This window comes from Rhodococcus sp. 4CII (genome assembly GCF_014256275.1).
GTDB lineage: Bacteria > Actinomycetota > Actinomycetes > Mycobacteriales > Mycobacteriaceae > Rhodococcus_F > Rhodococcus_F wratislaviensis_A.
This window is the reverse complement of sequence record NZ_JACCFE010000004.1, coordinates 89,783-107,133: the sequence shown is the minus strand read 5'-3', so window position 1 is coordinate 107,133 and position 17,351 is coordinate 89,783. Positions and strand designations below refer to the sequence as shown.

Annotated in this window: 16 protein-coding genes; 10 read left to right on the top strand and 6 right to left on the bottom strand. The window is 67.0% G+C overall.

What is annotated here, in order from left to right; all coding sequences use genetic code 11:
• Nucleotides 1–13 precede the first annotated feature (13 nt).
• On the top strand, nucleotides 14–2,551 hold the full coding sequence (locus tag H0B43_RS38715) for a sensor histidine kinase KdpD (RefSeq protein ID WP_185730781.1): 2,538 nt from the start codon (nucleotides 14–16) through the stop codon (nucleotides 2,549–2,551).
• An 88-nt stretch (nucleotides 2,552–2,639) separates the two neighbouring features.
• Here H0B43_RS38715 and H0B43_RS38710 read toward each other — a convergent pair whose 3' ends face one another.
• Nucleotides 2,640–3,005: a hypothetical protein gene (locus tag H0B43_RS38710; protein WP_005562045.1), complete on the bottom strand. Its 366-nt coding sequence runs from the start codon at nucleotides 3,003–3,005 to the stop codon at nucleotides 2,640–2,642.
• A 114-nt stretch (nucleotides 3,006–3,119) separates the two neighbouring features.
• Here H0B43_RS38710 and H0B43_RS38705 point away from each other — a divergent pair, with 114 nt between their 5' ends.
• Both H0B43_RS38705 and H0B43_RS38700 read left to right on the top strand, forming a co-directional pair.
• A complete protein-coding gene (locus H0B43_RS38705; protein ID WP_185730780.1) occupies nucleotides 3,120–6,155 on the top strand; it encodes a UPF0182 family protein in 3,036 nt (1,011 codons plus the stop codon).
• 154 nt (nucleotides 6,156–6,309) lie between these two features.
• A complete protein-coding gene (locus H0B43_RS38700) occupies nucleotides 6,310–8,013 on the top strand; it encodes a cation:proton antiporter family protein (protein ID WP_312034197.1) in 1,704 nt (567 codons plus the stop codon).
• A 7-nt stretch (nucleotides 8,014–8,020) separates the two neighbouring features.
• Here H0B43_RS38700 and nhaA read toward each other — a convergent pair whose 3' ends face one another.
• From nhaA to H0B43_RS38685, 3 genes are all read right to left on the bottom strand, one after another.
• Nucleotides 8,021–9,346 carry a Na+/H+ antiporter NhaA gene (nhaA, locus tag H0B43_RS38695; RefSeq protein WP_005560877.1) on the bottom strand — a complete coding sequence of 442 codons (1,326 nt, stop codon included), beginning with the start codon at nucleotides 9,344–9,346 and terminating at the stop codon, nucleotides 8,021–8,023.
• Nucleotides 9,343–10,245, bottom strand: coding sequence for an alpha/beta fold hydrolase (locus H0B43_RS38690; RefSeq protein ID WP_185730778.1), 903 nt, complete (start codon nucleotides 10,243–10,245; stop codon nucleotides 9,343–9,345). Before H0B43_RS38690 ends, nhaA begins: the two co-directional genes overlap by 4 nt.
• Before the next feature lie 191 nt (nucleotides 10,246–10,436).
• A complete protein-coding gene (locus tag H0B43_RS38685; protein WP_185730777.1) occupies nucleotides 10,437–10,643 on the bottom strand; it encodes a hypothetical protein in 207 nt (68 codons plus the stop codon).
• A gap of 507 nt (nucleotides 10,644–11,150) precedes the next feature.
• On the opposite strand from H0B43_RS38685, the gene H0B43_RS38680 reads away from it, so the two are divergent.
• On the top strand, nucleotides 11,151–11,336 hold the full coding sequence (locus tag H0B43_RS38680) for a hypothetical protein (RefSeq protein ID WP_185730776.1): 186 nt from the start codon (nucleotides 11,151–11,153) through the stop codon (nucleotides 11,334–11,336).
• Nucleotides 11,337–11,344: 8 nt separating this feature from the next.
• Complete coding sequence (locus H0B43_RS38675) at nucleotides 11,345–11,779, top strand: DUF6653 family protein (RefSeq protein ID WP_005569791.1); 435 nt, start codon at nucleotides 11,345–11,347, stop codon at nucleotides 11,777–11,779.
• A 395-nt stretch (nucleotides 11,780–12,174) separates the two neighbouring features.
• Here the strand turns inward: H0B43_RS38675 and H0B43_RS38670 are convergent, their stop codons facing one another.
• Nucleotides 12,175–13,332, bottom strand: a complete 1,158-nt coding sequence (locus H0B43_RS38670) for an IS30 family transposase (protein WP_252190979.1) — start codon at nucleotides 13,330–13,332, stop codon at nucleotides 12,175–12,177.
• Between the two features lie 613 nt (nucleotides 13,333–13,945).
• Nucleotides 13,946–14,371 carry a hypothetical protein gene (locus tag H0B43_RS42245; RefSeq protein WP_252190444.1) on the bottom strand — a complete coding sequence of 142 codons (426 nt, stop codon included), beginning with the start codon at nucleotides 14,369–14,371 and terminating at the stop codon, nucleotides 13,946–13,948.
• A gap of 693 nt (nucleotides 14,372–15,064) precedes the next feature.
• Between H0B43_RS42245 and H0B43_RS38660 the strand changes: the two genes are divergently transcribed.
• From H0B43_RS38660 to H0B43_RS38640, 5 genes are all read left to right on the top strand, one after another.
• Nucleotides 15,065–15,412: an Lsr2 family protein gene (locus H0B43_RS38660; protein ID WP_043791394.1), complete on the top strand. Its 348-nt coding sequence runs from the start codon at nucleotides 15,065–15,067 to the stop codon at nucleotides 15,410–15,412.
• A gap of 201 nt (nucleotides 15,413–15,613) precedes the next feature.
• Nucleotides 15,614–15,880: a hypothetical protein gene (locus H0B43_RS38655; RefSeq protein WP_005569781.1), complete on the top strand. Its 267-nt coding sequence runs from the start codon at nucleotides 15,614–15,616 to the stop codon at nucleotides 15,878–15,880.
• On the top strand, nucleotides 15,877–16,206 hold the full coding sequence (locus H0B43_RS38650; RefSeq protein WP_043791389.1) for a hypothetical protein: 330 nt from the start codon (nucleotides 15,877–15,879) through the stop codon (nucleotides 16,204–16,206). The genes H0B43_RS38655 and H0B43_RS38650 overlap by 4 nt, the downstream gene beginning before the upstream one ends.
• Nucleotides 16,196–16,702, top strand: coding sequence for a hypothetical protein (locus tag H0B43_RS38645; protein WP_005569779.1), 507 nt, complete (start codon nucleotides 16,196–16,198; stop codon nucleotides 16,700–16,702). The genes H0B43_RS38650 and H0B43_RS38645 overlap by 11 nt, the downstream gene beginning before the upstream one ends.
• Nucleotides 16,703–16,818: 116 nt before the next feature.
• Nucleotides 16,819–17,343, top strand: a complete 525-nt coding sequence (locus H0B43_RS38640) for a DUF2441 domain-containing protein (RefSeq protein WP_005569777.1) — start codon at nucleotides 16,819–16,821, stop codon at nucleotides 17,341–17,343.
• Nucleotides 17,344–17,351: the final 8 nt, after the last annotated feature.

The window sequence follows — 17,351 nt, the reverse complement described above, 5'->3', positions numbered from 1 at the left end:
GGATGATGACCAGGTGAGCAGCGACAACCGCGACGGTGAGCACACGGCCGGAGAGACCGGGCGCGGAGAACTCCGCATCTATCTCGGCGCGGCCCCGGGCGTCGGCAAGACGTACGCGATGCTCGGTGAGGCGCACCGCCGCCGCGAACGAGGCTGCGACGTCGTGGTGGCCGTGGTGGAAACCTACGGCCGCGAGCACACCACAGCCCAGCTCGGCGACCTCGAGGTGATCGCCCCCAAGATCATCGACTACCGCGGGACGCGGGGCGCCGAACTCGACGTGGACGCGGTGCTGGCCCGGCGCCCCGCCCTGGTGCTGGTGGACGAACTCGCCCACACCAACACACCGGGCAGCGCCAACGACAACCGCTGGCAGGACGTCGAGCAACTCCTCGCCACCGGAATCGATGTCCTCACCACGCTCAACATCCAGCACCTCGAGAGCCTGAGCGATGTGGTCCACCACATCACGGGCGTGACCCAGCCGGAGACCGTCCCCGACGAGATCGTGCGCGCGGCGGCGCAGGTCGAGCTGGTGGACATCACCCCGGAAGCGTTGCGGCGCAGACTATCCCACGGAAACATCTACACCCCCGACAAGGTCGACGCGGCGCTGGGTAATTACTTCCGGCAGGGCAACCTCACCGCACTGCGGGAGCTCGCCCTGCTGTGGGTGGCCGACCAGGTAGATGCCGCCCTGGCGAAATACCGGGCGGCGAACCGGATCACCGACACGTGGGAAGCCCGCGAACGGGTGGTGGTCGCGGTGACGGGTGGACCCGAATCGGAAACGTTGGTGCGGCGGGCGAGCCGCATCGCGTCGCGGTCGAGTGCCGAGCTGATCGTGGTGCACGTGGTGCGCGGTGACGGCCGGGCCGGGGTGTCCGCACCGGAAATGGGGAAGGTGCGGGCCCTCGCCGCGAGCCTCGGGGCGAGTGTGCACAGCGTGGTCGGGGACGACGTACCGGCGACGCTGCTCGACTTCGCCCGGGCGGCCAACGCCACCCAGTTGGTGCTCGGGACGTCGCGGCGATCGCGGTGGGCGCGGATCGTCGACGAGGGAGTCGGTGTGCGCGTCGTGCAGCAATCCGGGTCCATCGACGTGCATTTGGTGACGCACGAGGAGGCCGGCCGCCCGCGGCGGGTGCCGCCGGTCGGGTCGCGGGCGCGGACGGTGACGGCGTGGCTCGCGGCCGTGCTCGTCCCCGGTGCCGCGGCCGTCGTGATGAGTCTGGTGGACCGCTGGTTCGGGATCGGCGGCGAAGGCGCCTTGTTCTTCATCGTCGTCCTCGTCGTGTCCTTGCTCGGCGGGGTCGCCCCCGCGGCCCTGTCCGCCCTCGTCTCGGGCCTGCTCCTCAACTACTTCTTCACCCCACCGGTGCACAGCTTCACGATCGCCGAGCCGGACAACTTCATCATCACGGTGGTGCTGCTGGTGGTGGCCGTCGCTGTTGCGGTGCTGGTCGATTCGGCCGCCCAGCGCACGCGGGAGGCCCGCAGGGCATCGCAGGAAGCGGAACTGCTGGCACTGTTCGCCGGGTCGGTGCTCCGCGGCGCGGACCTGGCAGCACTGCTCGAGAAGGTCCGCGAGACCTACGGTCAGGATTCGGTGAGCATGCTCTCGCAGGACGATGGCCTGATCAGCTCGGTGGGGCCGAATCCGGCGACGAGGACCGACGACGCGGACACCGTGTGTGCAGTGACCGAGGGCGAGTACGCACTCGCCCTGCGCGGCCCCGAGGTGCACGCGCGGGACCGGAGAGTACTGCTCGCGGTGGCGAACCAGGCGGTGGGACTGATTCGGCAGAGCGCACTCGCCCAGGAAGCCGGCGAAGCGCGGACCCTCGCGGAGGCCGACCGACTGAGGCGATCCCTGCTGTCCGCGGTCAGTCACGACCTGCGCACACCACTGGCCGCCGTCAAGGCGGCGGCGTCCAGCCTGCGCAGCGACGACGTCGACTTCTCCCCGGAAGACACCGCCGAACTGCTGGCCACCATCGAGGAATCGGCCGATGCGCTGACCGCGCTGGTGGGCAACCTGCTCGATTCCTCCCGGCTCGCGGCCGGAGTGGTGACGCCCACCCTGCGGCCGGTGTACCTCGACGAGGTCGTCCACGAGGCACTGGTGGGACTGGGCATCGGCGGGCGGACCGGAACCCGAGTCCGCGAAGGTGTACAGGTGGACGTCGGTGCGGTTGCCGCCATGGCCGACCCGGGCCTGCTCGAGCGGGTGATCGCGAACCTCGTCGACAACGCCCTCCGCTACGGCGGAGACTCCCTGGTTCGTGTGGGCGCCGGGGCGGTGGGCGAGCGGACCCTGATCACCGTGGCCGACACCGGGCCGGGAATACCGCGAGGACAAGCGGAACGGATGTTCGCGCCGTTCCAACGATCCGGCGACCGGGACACCACCACCGGGGTAGGGCTCGGCCTGTCGGTCGTGCGGGGGTTCGTCGAGGCGATGGGCGGCAGCATTTCCGCCACCGACACCCCCGGCGGCGGACTCACCATGATCGTCGAGCTGGCAGGTGCGGACACCCGGCCGGCATGACCCGGGTACTCGTCGTCGATGGACCACAGATCCTTCGTGCCCTCAGGAATCAATCTGAGTCCGCAAGCCTTCGGACAGTTCAGCCTGGTCAGGCCCCGCTCCACAGGATTCGTCCGGCCCGCCGGATACGGGCGCCCGCCGTGGTCGGTGCCGTGGGATAGATCCGTGCGGCGAGTGCCCGTTTGATGCGGCGATTCATCGATACCGCCTCGACGGTGAAACCGCCGTCGCGGACCGGTGTCTCGGGCAGGTCGGCGGCATTCAGCATGTGCCAGTTCGATCCCGCCTCGATCAGCGAGCGATGTTTGGTGGGGTAGTAGTCGCTGCGGCCAGCGAGGGTGAGGCCGCTGGCGCCGATGGCCGCAGCGACCAGGTGCGGATGGAAGCGGGTGCTGCGACCGGTCGGTGCCTGCCCGGCGCCCCGCGTGGTGGGGGTATCCGCAATCGCTTCCACATGTGCGCGCGCAGCGGCGCCCCTAGAATGGGACGAAACGGACAGTCCTTCGTTGAATGGATGTGTCCGTGCCGATCGGGCCGCTGCGAGGTGCGCGGGCCGAGGGAGGTGAGTATGCAACCGTCCGAGCGTGTGCTGTCCCGCCGCGCGTCGGTGTCGGTGGTGGTGCTGCTGGCCTTCGTGGCGTTGCTGGTGATCGGGCCGCGGCTGGTGGCGGTGTATGTCGATTGGCTGTGGTTCGGGGAGGTCGGGTACCGGTCGGTGTGGGGCACCGTCCTGGTGACCCGGTTGATCCTGTTCGTCGTGGTGACGCTCGTCGTGGCCGGACTGATGTTCGCGGTGCTGGTGTGGGCGTATCGGTCGCGTCCACTGTTCGCGGCCGCGGTGTCGGAGAAGGACCCGATCGAGGAGTACCGGACGGTGGTGATGAGCCGGCCCCGGTGGTTCGGCATCGGTGTTCCGCTGCTGGTCGCCGTGCCGTTCGGATTGAGCGCGCAGGCGAACTGGGCCACGGTGCAGCTGTTTCTGCGCGGCGGTGATTTCGGGACGACGGACGCGGAGTTCGGTCACGACATCGGCTTCTACGTATTCGACCTGCCGTTCTACCGGTTGGTGCTGACCTGGCTGTTCGTGGCGACGTTCCTGGCGTTCGTGCTGAGCCTGGCAACGCATTACCTGTTCGGTGGGCTGCGGCTGTCCTTCAAGAACAAGACCCAGAACCAGGAGGACACCGGGGACCGGGACAAGCCTCGGGGCCGGGACGAGCCCGGGGCGGATGTGAGTGCGCTGACCCCGGCGGCACGGATTCAGCTCGCGGTCCTGGCCGGGTCGTTCATCGCCCTCAAGGCCGTCGCGTACTGGTTGGATCGGTATGCGTTGCTGTGGGGCAGCCGGAAGGAACCCACCTTCACCGGTGCCGGATTCACCGACATCAACGCCGTACTCCCGGCACGGTTGATCCTGTTCGCCATCGCGATCATCTGCGCGTGCGCGTTCTTCGCCGCGATCTGGGTGCGGGATCTGCGGATCCCGGCGATGGCCGCCGCCCTGCTGGTGCTGTCCTCGATCCTGGTCGGCGGTGTGTTCCCGGCGCTGATGGAACAGTTCTCGGTCCGCCCGAACGCCGCCGACCGGGAAAGCCCCTACATCGAACGCAACATCGACGCCACCCGGCTGGCCTACGGAATCGGCGCCGACCGGGTCGAATACCGGGACTATCCCGGGGTGGGTACCCGGCCGCCGCGGGAGGTTCCCGCCGACGTCACCACCATCGCCAACGCCCGGTTGCTGGACCCGAATGTGCTCTCCCGCACCTTTACCCAGCAGCAGCAACTGAAGAACTTCTATGGTTTCACCACCCTGGACATCGACCGCTACAGCATCGACGGTGAACTCGCCGACTACATCGTCGCGGCGCGTGAGCTGTCCCCGAACAGCCTGAGCGGCAATCAAACCCAGTGGATCAACCGGCATCTGGTCTACACGCACGGCAACGGTTTCATTGCGGCGCCGGCGAACCGGGTCAATGCCGCGGTGCGGGACGCTTCCGGGCAGAGCAGCAGCAGTGACAGCGGCTACCCGATCTACACCGTCAGCGACATCGCCTCCCAGGCCGTCGGAAACCAGATCATCCCGGTCGACCAGCCGCGCATCTACTTCGGTGAGGTGATCGCGCAGTCCGACAGCCCGGACTACGTCATCGTCGGCGCGGGGGCGGGCGCCACCCCGCGCGAGTACGACACCGACACCGCCACCTACACCTATACCGGCTCCGGTGGGGTGCCGATCGGGAGATGGATCAACCGGTTGGCGTTCGCCGCCCAGTACGCCGAGCGCAACATCCTGTTCTCCGGCGCCATCGGGCCGGAGTCGAAGATTATCTTCAACCGCCACCCGGCCACCCGGGTCGAGCACGTCGCCCCGTGGCTGACCACCGACAACAACCCGTATCCGGCGGTCGTGGACGGTCGGATCACCTGGATCGTCGACGCCTACACCACCGTCGAGCACTACCCCTACTCGCAATCCGGGGCCCTGAGCGAACCGGTCGTCACGGACCCCGACACCGGACGGACACTGCCCCGGGAGCAAGTCTCCTACGTCCGGAATTCGGTCAAGGCCACCGTCGACGCCTACGACGGCACCGTCACCTTGTATCAGGTCGATCAGGACGATCCGGTCCTGACCGCGTGGATGAGCGTGTTCCCGGGCACCGTCCGGCCCGACGAGGCGATCTCCGACGATCTGCGCGCCCATTTCCGCTACCCCGAGGACCTGTTCCGGATCCAGCGTGAACGTCTGGCCAAGTACCACGTCAACGAACCGCGGGAGTTCTTCACCAACAACGCGTTCTGGTCCGTCCCGTCCGATCCGACCACCGACACCAGCGGCCAGCAACCCCCGTACTACATCCTGGTCGGCGACGCCGGCACCGCGCAGCCGTCGTTCCGGCTCGCCAGCGCCATGGTCGGGTTCAACCGCGAATTCCTCTCCGCCTACCTCTCGGTGCACTCCGATCCCGACAACTACGGCAGGATCGAGGTGCTGCAGCTGCCGACGGACACCCTCACGCAGGGGCCGCAGCAGATCCAGAACTCGATGATCTCCGACACCCGGGTGGCCTCGGAGCGCACCCTGTTGGAGCGGTCGAACCGAATCCACTACGGCAACCTGCTGACCTTGCCGATCGCCGACGGCGGCGTCCTGTACGTCGAGCCCTTGTTCACCGAACGGTTGTCGACCGCCGCCGACGGATCGACGTTCCCACAGCTGGCGCGCGTGCTGGTCAGCTACCGCGAACCCGGCACCGGCGGGGTCCGGGTCGGTTACGCCCCCACCCTCGCCGAAGCCCTCGACCAGGTCTTCGGCGCCGGCGCTGGACACGTCGCGACCGCACCCGGCGGCGACGCGGCCACCGCACCACCACCCCCCGCGCCGGAGACCGCTCCGCCACCGGGCGGAGCGCCGCCCACCGCACCGGCGTCGCCGGGCTCCGACGAGCTGACCGCGGCCGTCCTCGAACTCAACGCCGCCCTGGGGAGCCTGCGCGAGGCCCAGCACACCGGCGATTTCACCACCTACGGCGCAGCCCTCGACCGTCTCCAACGCGCGATCGACGGCTACCTGGCCGCCGGAGGAAGCCTGAACTGACGCTCCACCGGTTGGCCCAGCAGTGGTGGGGATACGCAGTGTGCCCGCAACGCCGTACACCGAACCTGCTGGCGGTTGATCGTGTGCCGAACCCCGTCGCGGCGGACAATGAGCTCATGTCGTCGACCGCTCGGGTGGGATGGGGTCACGTGTGGTGGACTTGCATGATTTCGCGCTGATCGCGGTGATCCTGGCCATCGCCGCAGCCGCCGGGTTGGTGGCCACCCGGCTTCGGCAGCCGCTGATCGTCGCGTTCATCGGGGTCGGGGTGTTGGTCGGGCCGACCGGTACCGGCTGGGTGGTCGCCGACAGCACCATCGAGCTCCTCGCCCGGATGGGGATCGCGATTCTGCTCTTCCTCGTCGGGTTGCGGCTCGACATGCACCTGATCCGAACCACCGGACCGGTCGCCCTCATCACCGGTCTCGGACAGGTCCTGTTCACCGCGGTGATCGGGTATCTCCTCGCGGTCGGCTTCGACATGGATACCGTCGCCGCCCTGTACGTTGCTCTGGCCCTGACATTTTCGTCCACGATCATCATCGTCAAACTGCTCTCCGACACTCGGGAGCTCGAACAGATCCACGGCCGCATCGCGGTCGGCCTCCTGATCGTTCAGGACATCATCGTGGTGTTGGTGATGATCGCGATCAACGCGTTCGGTCAGCGCACCGACGACACCATGACCGTGAGCATCGTGCTGGTCGTTGCCAAAGGTCTCGGCCTGATGGCGGGTATCGCCCTCCTGATGAAGTTCGTGCTGCCGTGGCTGCTGAACCAAGTGGCCCGGTCGCAGGAACTGCTCGTGCTGTTCGGGGTGGCCTACGCAGTCTCGGTCGCCGCCGTGACCGAGACACTCGGATTCAGTTCGGAAGTCGGGGCGTTCGTCGCGGGGGTGTCGCTCGCGGCCACCCCCTACCGTGACGCACTCGGCGCTCGGCTGGTGAGCCTGCGCGATTTTCTGCTGCTGTTCTTCTTCCTCGATCTGGGCGCCGGACTGGACTTCGCGGACGCGGCCGGGCACCTCTCGGAGGCGGTGATCTTCTCGCTGTTCGTGCTCGTCGGCAAACCGCTGATCGTCGTGGTGATCATGTCCGCGATGCGGTACCCGGTCCGCATCGGTTTCGCCACGGGACTTCCACTCGCACAGATCTCGGAGTTCTCCCTGATCCTCGCCGCGTTGGGCCTGAGCCTCGGGCACATCACCAACGCCACCGTCAGCCTGATCACCGTGATCGGGCTCGTCACGATCGGCGGCTCGACCTACCTGATCCTGTACTCGCACCGGATCTACCGCCGGATCGAACGCTGGCTACGGGTGCTCGAGTGGACCGGAAGTCGGCGGGCCGAGCCGGCAGAGGCCGACCGTGCCGTCTACGCCATCCTCTACGGCCTCGGCAGATTCGGCCGCCACGTCGCCGATCAGCTCAGCGCGGCCGGCCACCGGGTGCTGGCGGTCGATTTCGATCCCCATCGGCTCGCTGCGAACAACCGCGAGGGGATCACGGCGGTGTTCGGCAGCGCCGAAGATCTGCACTTTCTCGAGTCACTGCCCCTGGCGCAGGCCCGGTTCGTCATCAGCACCATCCCCCTGCTCGACGTCAACATGGCGCTGCTTCACGGTCTTCGTCATCACGGATATCAGGGGCATGTCGTGGTGACAGCGCATACGCCGCACGACGCGGATCAACTGCGGTATGCGGGAGCGGAATTCATTCTCGAACCCTTCTCCCTCGCGGCGGAAGCGGCATCGGAGGTGTTCACCCGGCTCGCGGGAAACGAGGACGGCGGCGACACGCATCCCGGCACCGAGGCCGGTGACCGGAGACCGAAGGATCCGGATCAGTCCCCGACGTGAGGTGCACTCACGACACGATGTCGCGGCCGTCGTTGTGTTGGTAGACGTCGGGAATGCCGTCGCCATCGGCGTCGACGGTTTCCTGTTCGGCGATGAGCCGGTAGGCGCGGTTGCGGATCCGCAGCACCGCGGCGGCGACGACGGCGGCGACCACCGAGCCACAGAGCACGCCGATCTTGACGTGATCGTCGGCCGCGCTGGCCTGGCCGTAGGCGAGTTCCCCGATCAGCAGGGACACGGTGAACCCGATGCCGGCGAGAATCGCGACCCCGAGGACGTCGATCCAGCGCAGCCCGGCATCGAGGGTGGCCCGGGTGAACCGGGACAGCAGGTAGGTGGTGCCGAAGATCCCGCAGGTCTTGCCGACGATCAGGCCGGCGATGATGCCGACCGCGATCGGATCGGACAGGGCGTCGGTCAGGCCGGTCAGCCCGCCGATGGTGACGCCGGCGGCGAAGAACGCGAACACCGGGACCGCGAACCCGGCCGAGATCGGGCGGATCCGGTGTTCGAAGTGCTCGGCCAACCCCGGTCCGGCGTCCGGTCCGCCGGCGGCGCGGCTGCGCAGGACCGGGACGGCGAAGCCGAGCAGCACGCCGGCGACGGTGGCGTGCACCCCGGAGGCGTGGACCAACGCCCAGGTCAGCGCGGCGAGGGGAAGCAGCAGCCACCACGACCGGATCCGCCGCTGCACCGCAATGGTGAACGCTGCCAACGGAATCAGCGCCGCCAGCAGCGGCAACACCGACAACTTGTCGGTGTAGAAGACCGCGATGATGGTGATCGCGAGCAGGTCGTCGACGACCGCGAGGGTCAGCAGGAAGGTGCGCAGCGTCGACGGGAGGTGGGTGTTGATCACCGCCAGCACGGCGAGGGCGAAGGCGATGTCGGTGGCGGTGGGGATCGCCCACCCCTGCAGAGCATCACCGCCGGTGCGGGCGTTGACCGCCACGAACACTACTGCGGGTGCGGCCATGCCGCCGACCGCGGCGGCGATCGGCAGCGCCGCCCGCCGCGGGTCACGCAGGTCCCCGGCGACGAACTCGCGTTTGAGTTCGAGGCCGACGACGAAGAAGAAGATCGCCAGCAATCCGTCCGCCGCCCAGGTTCCGATCGACAGATTCAGGTGCAGCGCTTCGGGACCGATCGTGAAGTCGCGCAGCGCATCGTATCCGCTCGACCAGGGGGAATTGGCCCACACCATCGCAGCGACGGTCGCCAGAAGCAGCAGGGCACCGCCGACGGTTTCCTTACGGAGGATCTCGGTGATGCGGGAGGCTTCGGCCCAGGATCCACGCGGGAACAGGGGTGTGGCCGTCGGGCGGGTATTCACACGGCTTCCTTCTGATTGTTCGGAGCGGAGGTGATCAGCTCGGCGACCGTGCCGGGTGCCTCACGTAACGCCAGGTGCCCGCACCGGGGAAGGGTGCGGACCTCGACACCGAGCAGCGATCGCACCCGTCGGCGCAGACGATCCGGGCTGACAAGCCGGTCGTGCTCACCCGTGGCGACGACGACCGGTGTTCCGGACCAGCGGTGTACCAGCCGGGCGGGCAGACGCCGGGGCAACCGGCCCGGGAAGCAGTGCTCGGCGACCATGCTGTACCAGGAGACCAGTCCCATGTCCGGGGTGAACCGCGGCGACATCAGATACGACAGGAGTTGTTCGCTGTTGCCGAGGGTGGCGTCGAGCCGCCACTTCGTACGCAACCAGGTCAGCTCCCGGGTGTGCCGCATCGCGACGAGGCCCGCCGGGCTGACCAGGACCAGCTTCGCGACATGATCGGAGGGTGTGGATGCGAGGGCGATTCCGGCGCCGAGGGAATGGCCGACCAGGATCACCGGCTCGCTGCACAGTTGCGGGAGCAACTCGTCGAGCCAGTGACCATACGCAGGAAGCAGCTGCCGGTACCGGTGCGGGCGCCGCGACGAGCTCAGACCCGGTTCGCCGGGGATGTCCGGGACCAGGACGCGGTGCTGTTCCCGCAGGGCGCACACGGTGGCCAGACTCGTCGCCGCGTTCAGATCGGCCCCGGGCAGCAGCACCACCGGTGGCAGCCCGGTGCTCGTGCCCGCCGACAGCACGGTGGTCACGCCCAGGGAGGTGTCGAACCGGTGCAGTGCGTGGGGGACGTGCCAGTGCTCGAGCCGGTCCCGGCAGGCCCGGCGCACCGGAACACTGTCCGCGGTCTCGTGGTAGATGCCATGTGTGGCAAGGGGAACGTATTTCATCGCGCTCACCGCGCCACGGCCGGCGACGCACCCAGGATGCGACGGCTGACGGGCAGAAGTAAAGGTGTGGTGCACATGATGCGGTCCTCGTCCGGTCGATAGCGAGCGAAATTCTTTTGCCGACCAGACTTCCCGGCGCACCATCTTCACCCTATCGCGGCGGCGCCCGAATTCCCCAACTGGGCTACCCGCTAATCAGCGGCCGCACCCCACTGCGTGAACGGCCGGGTGATCATGGTGACCAGCGCGGCGGCCGCCACCACCACCAGCAGCGCCGGCAGAAGCTGCCGCCCGGTCCGGGTCAGGATCTGCGCCACCGGAAGCCGAATGTGCGCGTCGCTGCGCCGCAGCAACATTCCGGTGAAGAACCCCCGACCGCGGTGACGAACACCTTCCACTGCCCGCGCCCCAGCGGCAGCGGCAGCGGCGCGAGGATCGGTCTGACCGCGAAGGTCACACCGATCGCCGCCCCGGACCGCTCAACAGCTGGTCGCCGCCGCCTTCGGGGCGGCTGAGACCGAGCCCTGGGATGCGTCGCTCATCACGCTGCCCGACACCGGGACGCTGTGCGGGACTTCCTGGCACGTCTGGTGCCGCACCACCGGGCAGCGATTCTCGCCGATGCGCTGGCCGACCGCGGGCCCCTGCCGCTGCCGTTGACCAAACGCGAAGCACTCATACTCGCCCGACGCGCATCGTGACCGCCTCATGCGACGGAATCATGACGATGACGTGCTGTCACGAAAGGGATCGGTTTGCGGTACTGGCGCCTCTATCCCCTGCTCAGCATCGCCGCCGCAGTGAGCGTGGGGCCGCCGGCCTTCCTGCTGGCGCGGCGACTCCAACTCGCTGCGAGCCGATCCAGCTCGTTCCCGGCGCCGCGCGCCGGTGCCAGACTCGCGCAGATGACTGACATCGACACGCTGCCGCCCGACCTTTCCAGGTTCGTCGGCCGTGCCCGTGAACTCCGAGAGATCGCCGTCCTCGTGGTCCCGGGGAGGTTCGTCACGTTGCTCGGCCGGGTAGGGTGCGGCAAGACACGTCTCGCAGCGCCCGCGGTGATCGAACGCTGGCGCCGGGCCGGAAGGTAGATCCTGACATGCCACGCGGTTTCGCCGATCTCAAACACGAGGTCTTCGCGCGCCACTCCAACCCATGGAGTGCCTGGACTCGCTGGCTGAGCACCCCTCTTGTGCTCGTTCCTCTGTGGACACGGCGGTGGAGCCATGCCGCGATCGTCGGTGCCTGGATGGCCGCCAACCCCGTGATCTTCCCGAAACCGGCGGACGAGCAGGCTTGGTCCACCCGGGCGGTGCTCGGCGAAGAACTCTGGATCACCGAGCGGCCACGCGACACCGCGATGGCGGTAAACGCGGCGGCCACGCTGGCCGGCATCACCGCACTGATCGCCGCCCGGCGACGCCGCGCCGCACCGGCAGCCGGTGCCACCGCGGTCATGATGGCGCTGCTACTGGTCTACTGGCGGCTTATGGCCGGCTACTACAGCCGACACCGGGGCGCCAACACCGGCTGAGCCCCGAATACGAGTCGGCTTCCCGTCGTCGTATCCGACGTGGACGATCCGGACGAGGGCAGGCTGCTGATGTAGACCCGATAGCCGCCGCGGCGCCGACGAGTCCGAACGCAACCGACTCGGGAGCGCGTGCGACCGGATCTCACCACCGAACGCGCTGTCACCGCCACCTGGGTGCTCACAGGCCATGCGGTCCACCGCACGCTCGTGCGCGAGCACGGCTGGACGCGCCCCGAGTACGCCAACCGGATCCAGGCGCACGACGATGGCCGAGCTCCTCAGGGATACCTCGAAGGAGGCATGACGGGCGGTGTCCTGACAATCGGCCGTTGATTGTGCCGCGTCTCGGGCTGCACGCCAGGCTGTCCCGGAAGCCGAACGGCGGATTCTGGCGGTCATCGCAACAGCAGTCGTTCCATCTCTTCGATGGGTGTGCGAAATTCTAGCCGTTTCCGGGGGCGCTCATTGAGTTGCCGTGAGACCCACTCCAGGTCCGCTTTCGAGTGCACACTCAGGTCCGAACCTTTGGGGAAGTACTGACGGAGAATGCCGTTCGTATTCTCGTTGGTCCCGCGCTGCCAGGGTGCGTGTGGATCACAGAAGTAGATGTCGATGCCGGTGGCCGCGCTGACGCTCTTCCAGTCCCGCATCTCCGAACCCTGGTCCCACGTCAGGGTCCGGCGCAGGCTCGTGGGCAGCGTCTCGAGCTGTTCGGTCAACGCGGGCGCGGTCTGCTCGGGCTTGTATCCGTCGGGCAGATGAACGAGCATGACGGTGCCGGTCGAACGTTCGACGAGTGTGCCGATCGCGCTCAGATTCCGTTTGCCGACAATGAGGTCACCCTCCCAATGTCCCGGTACTGCACGGTCTTTCACGTCTTTGGGGCGGTCCGCAATGTTGGCCATGTCGGGGATCCGATTCTTGCGCTGGCCGGCTTTCCGACTAGGTCGGCGCAGCCCACGTCCGGTCCGCAGCGATCGGGTGAGGGTGTGTTCGAGTCCGCCGCGGGAGGGTTGGTAGAGCGATTGGTAGATGGTCTCGGTGCTCACCCGCATCTGTGGATCGTCGGGGAAATCGAGTCGGAGTCGGCCCGCGATCTGCTCGGGTGAATGGCGCTCGGTCAGGGATTTCTCCACTGTCTCACGTAGCGACGGATTGGTGGCGAGCTTGGACGGTTTGGGCCGCGAGGCCCGATGGTAGGCGGCTGCGTGCGCCGATCTGGCTCGGTACCGCCCGGACGGCTCACGGTTCCGGGCGATCTCGCGTGAGATCGTCGACGGACTCCGGTTCAGGGCTTTCGCGATGTCACGAAGCGTGTGACCTGCGGCGATGCCGATGGCGATCTCTTCCCGTTCCGCGAACGTCAAACAACGGCCCTTGAGGTTGCGGCCACGCCGGGGACGCACCCCACCGCATGCCGCAAGCCACCGAGCGCCCTGTTTGCGATACGAGCCGGCCGCCTCGGCCGCGCCCGTGATGAACTCACCCGCCGCCATCCCCGACCAGAACGTCTGAAAGATCTCCGGAACCATCCGATGAGAATATTTCGCCATGTGCAACACCCTTTGATCAGTGGTGTTGCGATCACCGCACGAACCCAAGGAACCCACATCGGTGCGTTCCGATTGTCGTCCCATGACTGAACCTCGCTGAACTGCGAAGTCCCGTAGAGGTGGTCCGGTGAAGAATCCCGAACTGGGGCGTCAAACGGTGCAGAAACGTGGTCTCATCCCCGACGAGTATCGGAGTCTGCGAGCAGCTCGCGGATTCCACACGTAACTCGTGGAATCCCTCAGTTATGAGCAGTCCGCGGACCAGTGCGATGGAACGGCTGATCGATACCGCGGTATCTGGATTCGCCTCGGATCGATTGCCAAGAGCGTCGGCTAGGGTGGGGGTCTACGGTCAGGTTCGAACCCTGGCTACAAGCCAGCCACTGGCCATCGGTCAATTTCACCCAGGCGAACAATTCCGCGTGCATGGTTCCCTCGACCCGGAGACCACCAGCGAGCACTCGCAGTGGCAGTCGATCGGGGCGTTGGGCATGTTTGGCAAGCGGGAGAGCACGATTCATCTCGACAATCACCGGACGAGGCGGGACGCAGCGGCGCAATGTCGGGGTGGCCGGCCATGGCTCGCACCAAGCTTCGAAATCAGGGAGCCCGCTCACAGCGCTTCCCGCAACGGCTGCAGAGAGGCGGTCAGCTCTTCGGCGTGCTCACTCCACCCCACCACCCCCTTGCTGACCCCCAAGTCCACTCTGGAAGTCCTAGGGCGGAATCCCCGGCCACTGACCTCCACATCGAGGCGAACACCCTTCACGCGGCCGTGCCCCTCGCCCAGGCCGTCATAGCCACACACCCGCGAGTCGATCCGGACGTCGGCACCGTCCCACCGTCCTTCGGTCACCACCAGCACCGACCCCCTATTGCGTGCACGCGCGACTACAGCCCGGGCGCGACTGGGGGTCACCGCCATTCCGCCGAGCCCAAGGACCACCAGGTCCATCCCGTCGAGCAGGACCGCCGCGACGTCGACCGAATCGGCGCCGGCCTCCGGAATCAACGCGCACTTCGTCAGGTCAGCACCCATTTCCACAGCGGAAAGCAGACCGAATTGCGGTAGCCCGATAACCGCGGCGTGACCGCCGGACCCGGTTACTTCCGCGACCAAGCTCACCAAAACCGAGCGGGCACCAGTAACCGAGACAACCGAGCCGCGCGGAAGGCCACCTCTGGGCAACAGTTTCGCGAAGGCTGGAGCCACAGGAAGCAGTCGGAGGATCGATTCCGCGCTCGCCGCCGCCGGTTTCGACGCGGGAACCGCCAAAGACATCGGGGTGGCCGGCTCAACAGACCGACCCGGGATCGCCGCCATCTGACGGCGCAGCTCCTCCACACGATCGGCCTTCGGCAACGTCCGCAATGTGAAATCAGTACTGGTGGAGGAGTGTGCCGTCATAGAACCGATCTCCTACCGCGTTGCACCTACCCCGACCCGGGTAGTCGAACATGCGTTCGATTCTAACACCGACGAAATCCGTCTACCTGACCTCCGCGAGAAATGGACCATCTGCGCAGGTCAACGCGTCTGAAGTCTGGAATGCTCGAACGGCAAGGACCCTGCCCCGAGGACTCGTCGAAGTGTGACCGTGTTCCGTCAGGGCGCTGCGTCTGACCGGTCACCCTCTCCGACCCATAGTCCTCACTGGACCTCGCAGGGAGTTTCCTGATACTCCCAGTACTGTCATCTGGTCCGTACCGGAGAACTCAAGGAGTGGAAACCGTGGCACGCAAGGTCGTAGTGGAGCTGGTCGACGACATTGACGGCACCGTCTTCGGTGAGAACGGCGAAAGCATCAGCTACGCAGTCGACGGCGTCGAGTACGTGATCGACCTGAAGAACGAGCACGCGAAGGAACTCCGCGAGACCTTCGAGTACTACATCGCCCACTCCACACGAGTCGGCGGCCGCAAACACCGCGCCGACCGGCAGGTGAACCCCGTTGTCGCGAAGCGGCCGCGGGGAGAAACGAAGAAGATCCGCGACTGGGCGATCGAGCAGGGGTACGAACTGTCCTCCCGCGGCCGCATCCCCGCCGAGATCGCACAGGCCTTCCACGACGCCCATTGACGGCCTTACACAGCATCGGCGCGATCAGCCGCAAAGGCCCGGTTGTGCGCCCATTTCCGCCGCTTCGACGACCTTTGCCGGTTCGCCCAACCGAGGGTATGGCTCGATCAGACGTCGCCGATCTGCTCGGCCACTCGGCGGCATGACACCCTGTTCCACGAGACTTCAGCCCGCCGACGTCGGAAGGATCCGCGCCACACCATGACAATCTGGATTCTCTGGCTCGGCGCCGTGCTGGTCGTCGCTGGCTCAGTCGCCCAGATCACACATCGGGCCTCGGCTGCCCGGGCCCTCTGGCTGCTCGCTGTGTTCGCCTTCGCGGTGGCTGTCGTCGGGGCGGTGATCGCGTCCGAGTTCTCACTGCCCCTGCTGCTGACCGTCGTTGTCGCGATCGTGGCGACTGTCGCCCTGACCGTGGCCACCGGTGAACCGAAGAAATCCATGACGTCGAGAAGGGGTGCGGAATGATCACAGCGGTCTGCGCCATGGTCCTCGGTGCACTGCTCGGGGGATCGGACCTGGCTGATCGGTGGCGCACAGTCCAGTCGGAGCGGGCGCGTGTCGCCGAGATCGCCGCCAGTCTCGACCGCTTCCAGTGGTTGGTCCTCGAGGACCTCGCCGAGGCGCGTCACCGGTTCCTGCACCGGGATCGCAGGCAGGGGAACGAGGAGGTCCGGGTGTTCATCGCGGCCCGCGAGCGCGCCACGAAGGTCGGTGTCCCTGACGAGTTGGCGGTGTACCGCCTGGCCGACCAGATCATCCGAGAACGGGACAAACAAGCCCATGCCCGCTGATCCCGGCAGCGTCCACGCCGACTCCGACCGCGCGCTGCCACACCTGGCCACCGATGACTTCACGGCAGATTCGCCCACCATCACGGCGGTGGCCCGCACCGGAACGGACATCAGGCTGCAGATCCACACGTCCATCGCATCGTTCGTAGCCCCGGCCGCGGCGTGGTTCCCCGCGGCTACCGGGTTCACTGTCACCGTCATCGTGCACACCGTCGACGCGCACACGGGCGAGCCCCGGCATCTGCCGGCCACCGAGCCCGCTGAATGGGCTCGGACGATCTTCTCAACCGTCGACGCCGCGCAAGGGTACTTTCTCGGCGCCGTCGACCCAGCCACCGGTGTCCACCGGGACGGTCAGCTCGCCTATCGCCTCTACCTCGACAGCAACCGGCGGGCGATTCTCGTGCCCCCTCAAGTAGTCACCTGCCCGCACTACCCGCTCCCCGCCCTCGACGGCAGAGCCGAGGGAACCATCGATATCGATACCACCACCTGACCAGCTGAGCGCCGCCCACACAGGCGGCGCCGGGTGGACACAATATTTCCAATATGGGCGACGGGCAGTCCGGATGCTGAGCCCGACTATCACGCACAGCCAGAGAAGGTTTCAGAATGCCGCGCTTCTACACCGTCGATCGAAGAGGAACCCTTCATGAGGGACTGTCGCTCGAGCTCACCCGGTACGACGACGTAGAACCGACAGCGCTGCAACAGCACCTTGACGTCCTATTTCCCAATGGCGTTGCTGCGCACGGTGAAATCAACTTCGTCAACGCGGCCGCTCAGTTTCAAGTCACGGACCATCTGATCGAGCTGATCTGGGAAAACGTCCGTCGTGCACACTTTCCGACCGCACCCTCTCGTTTCGAATCCGCATTCGCAGTGGACACACTCGACGAAGCCCGTGCCTTCCGAACTGCCTTCGATCCGACTGAAGCAGCCAAGATCTGGCTCGTGGAGACCGATAGCGACGGATTCCGGGCCAACATGGAGCTGCTCCGCGCCCCCGGCACCGCTCTGATGACGTCGTATCACTCCCATTGCTATTGGTCCCAGCAAAGCCCGGACCACGAAGTACCCGTGACATGGGAGGTCCTCCTGACTCCACCCATCCGCGTTATTGGCCCTGCGGAGTAGACGCCAAT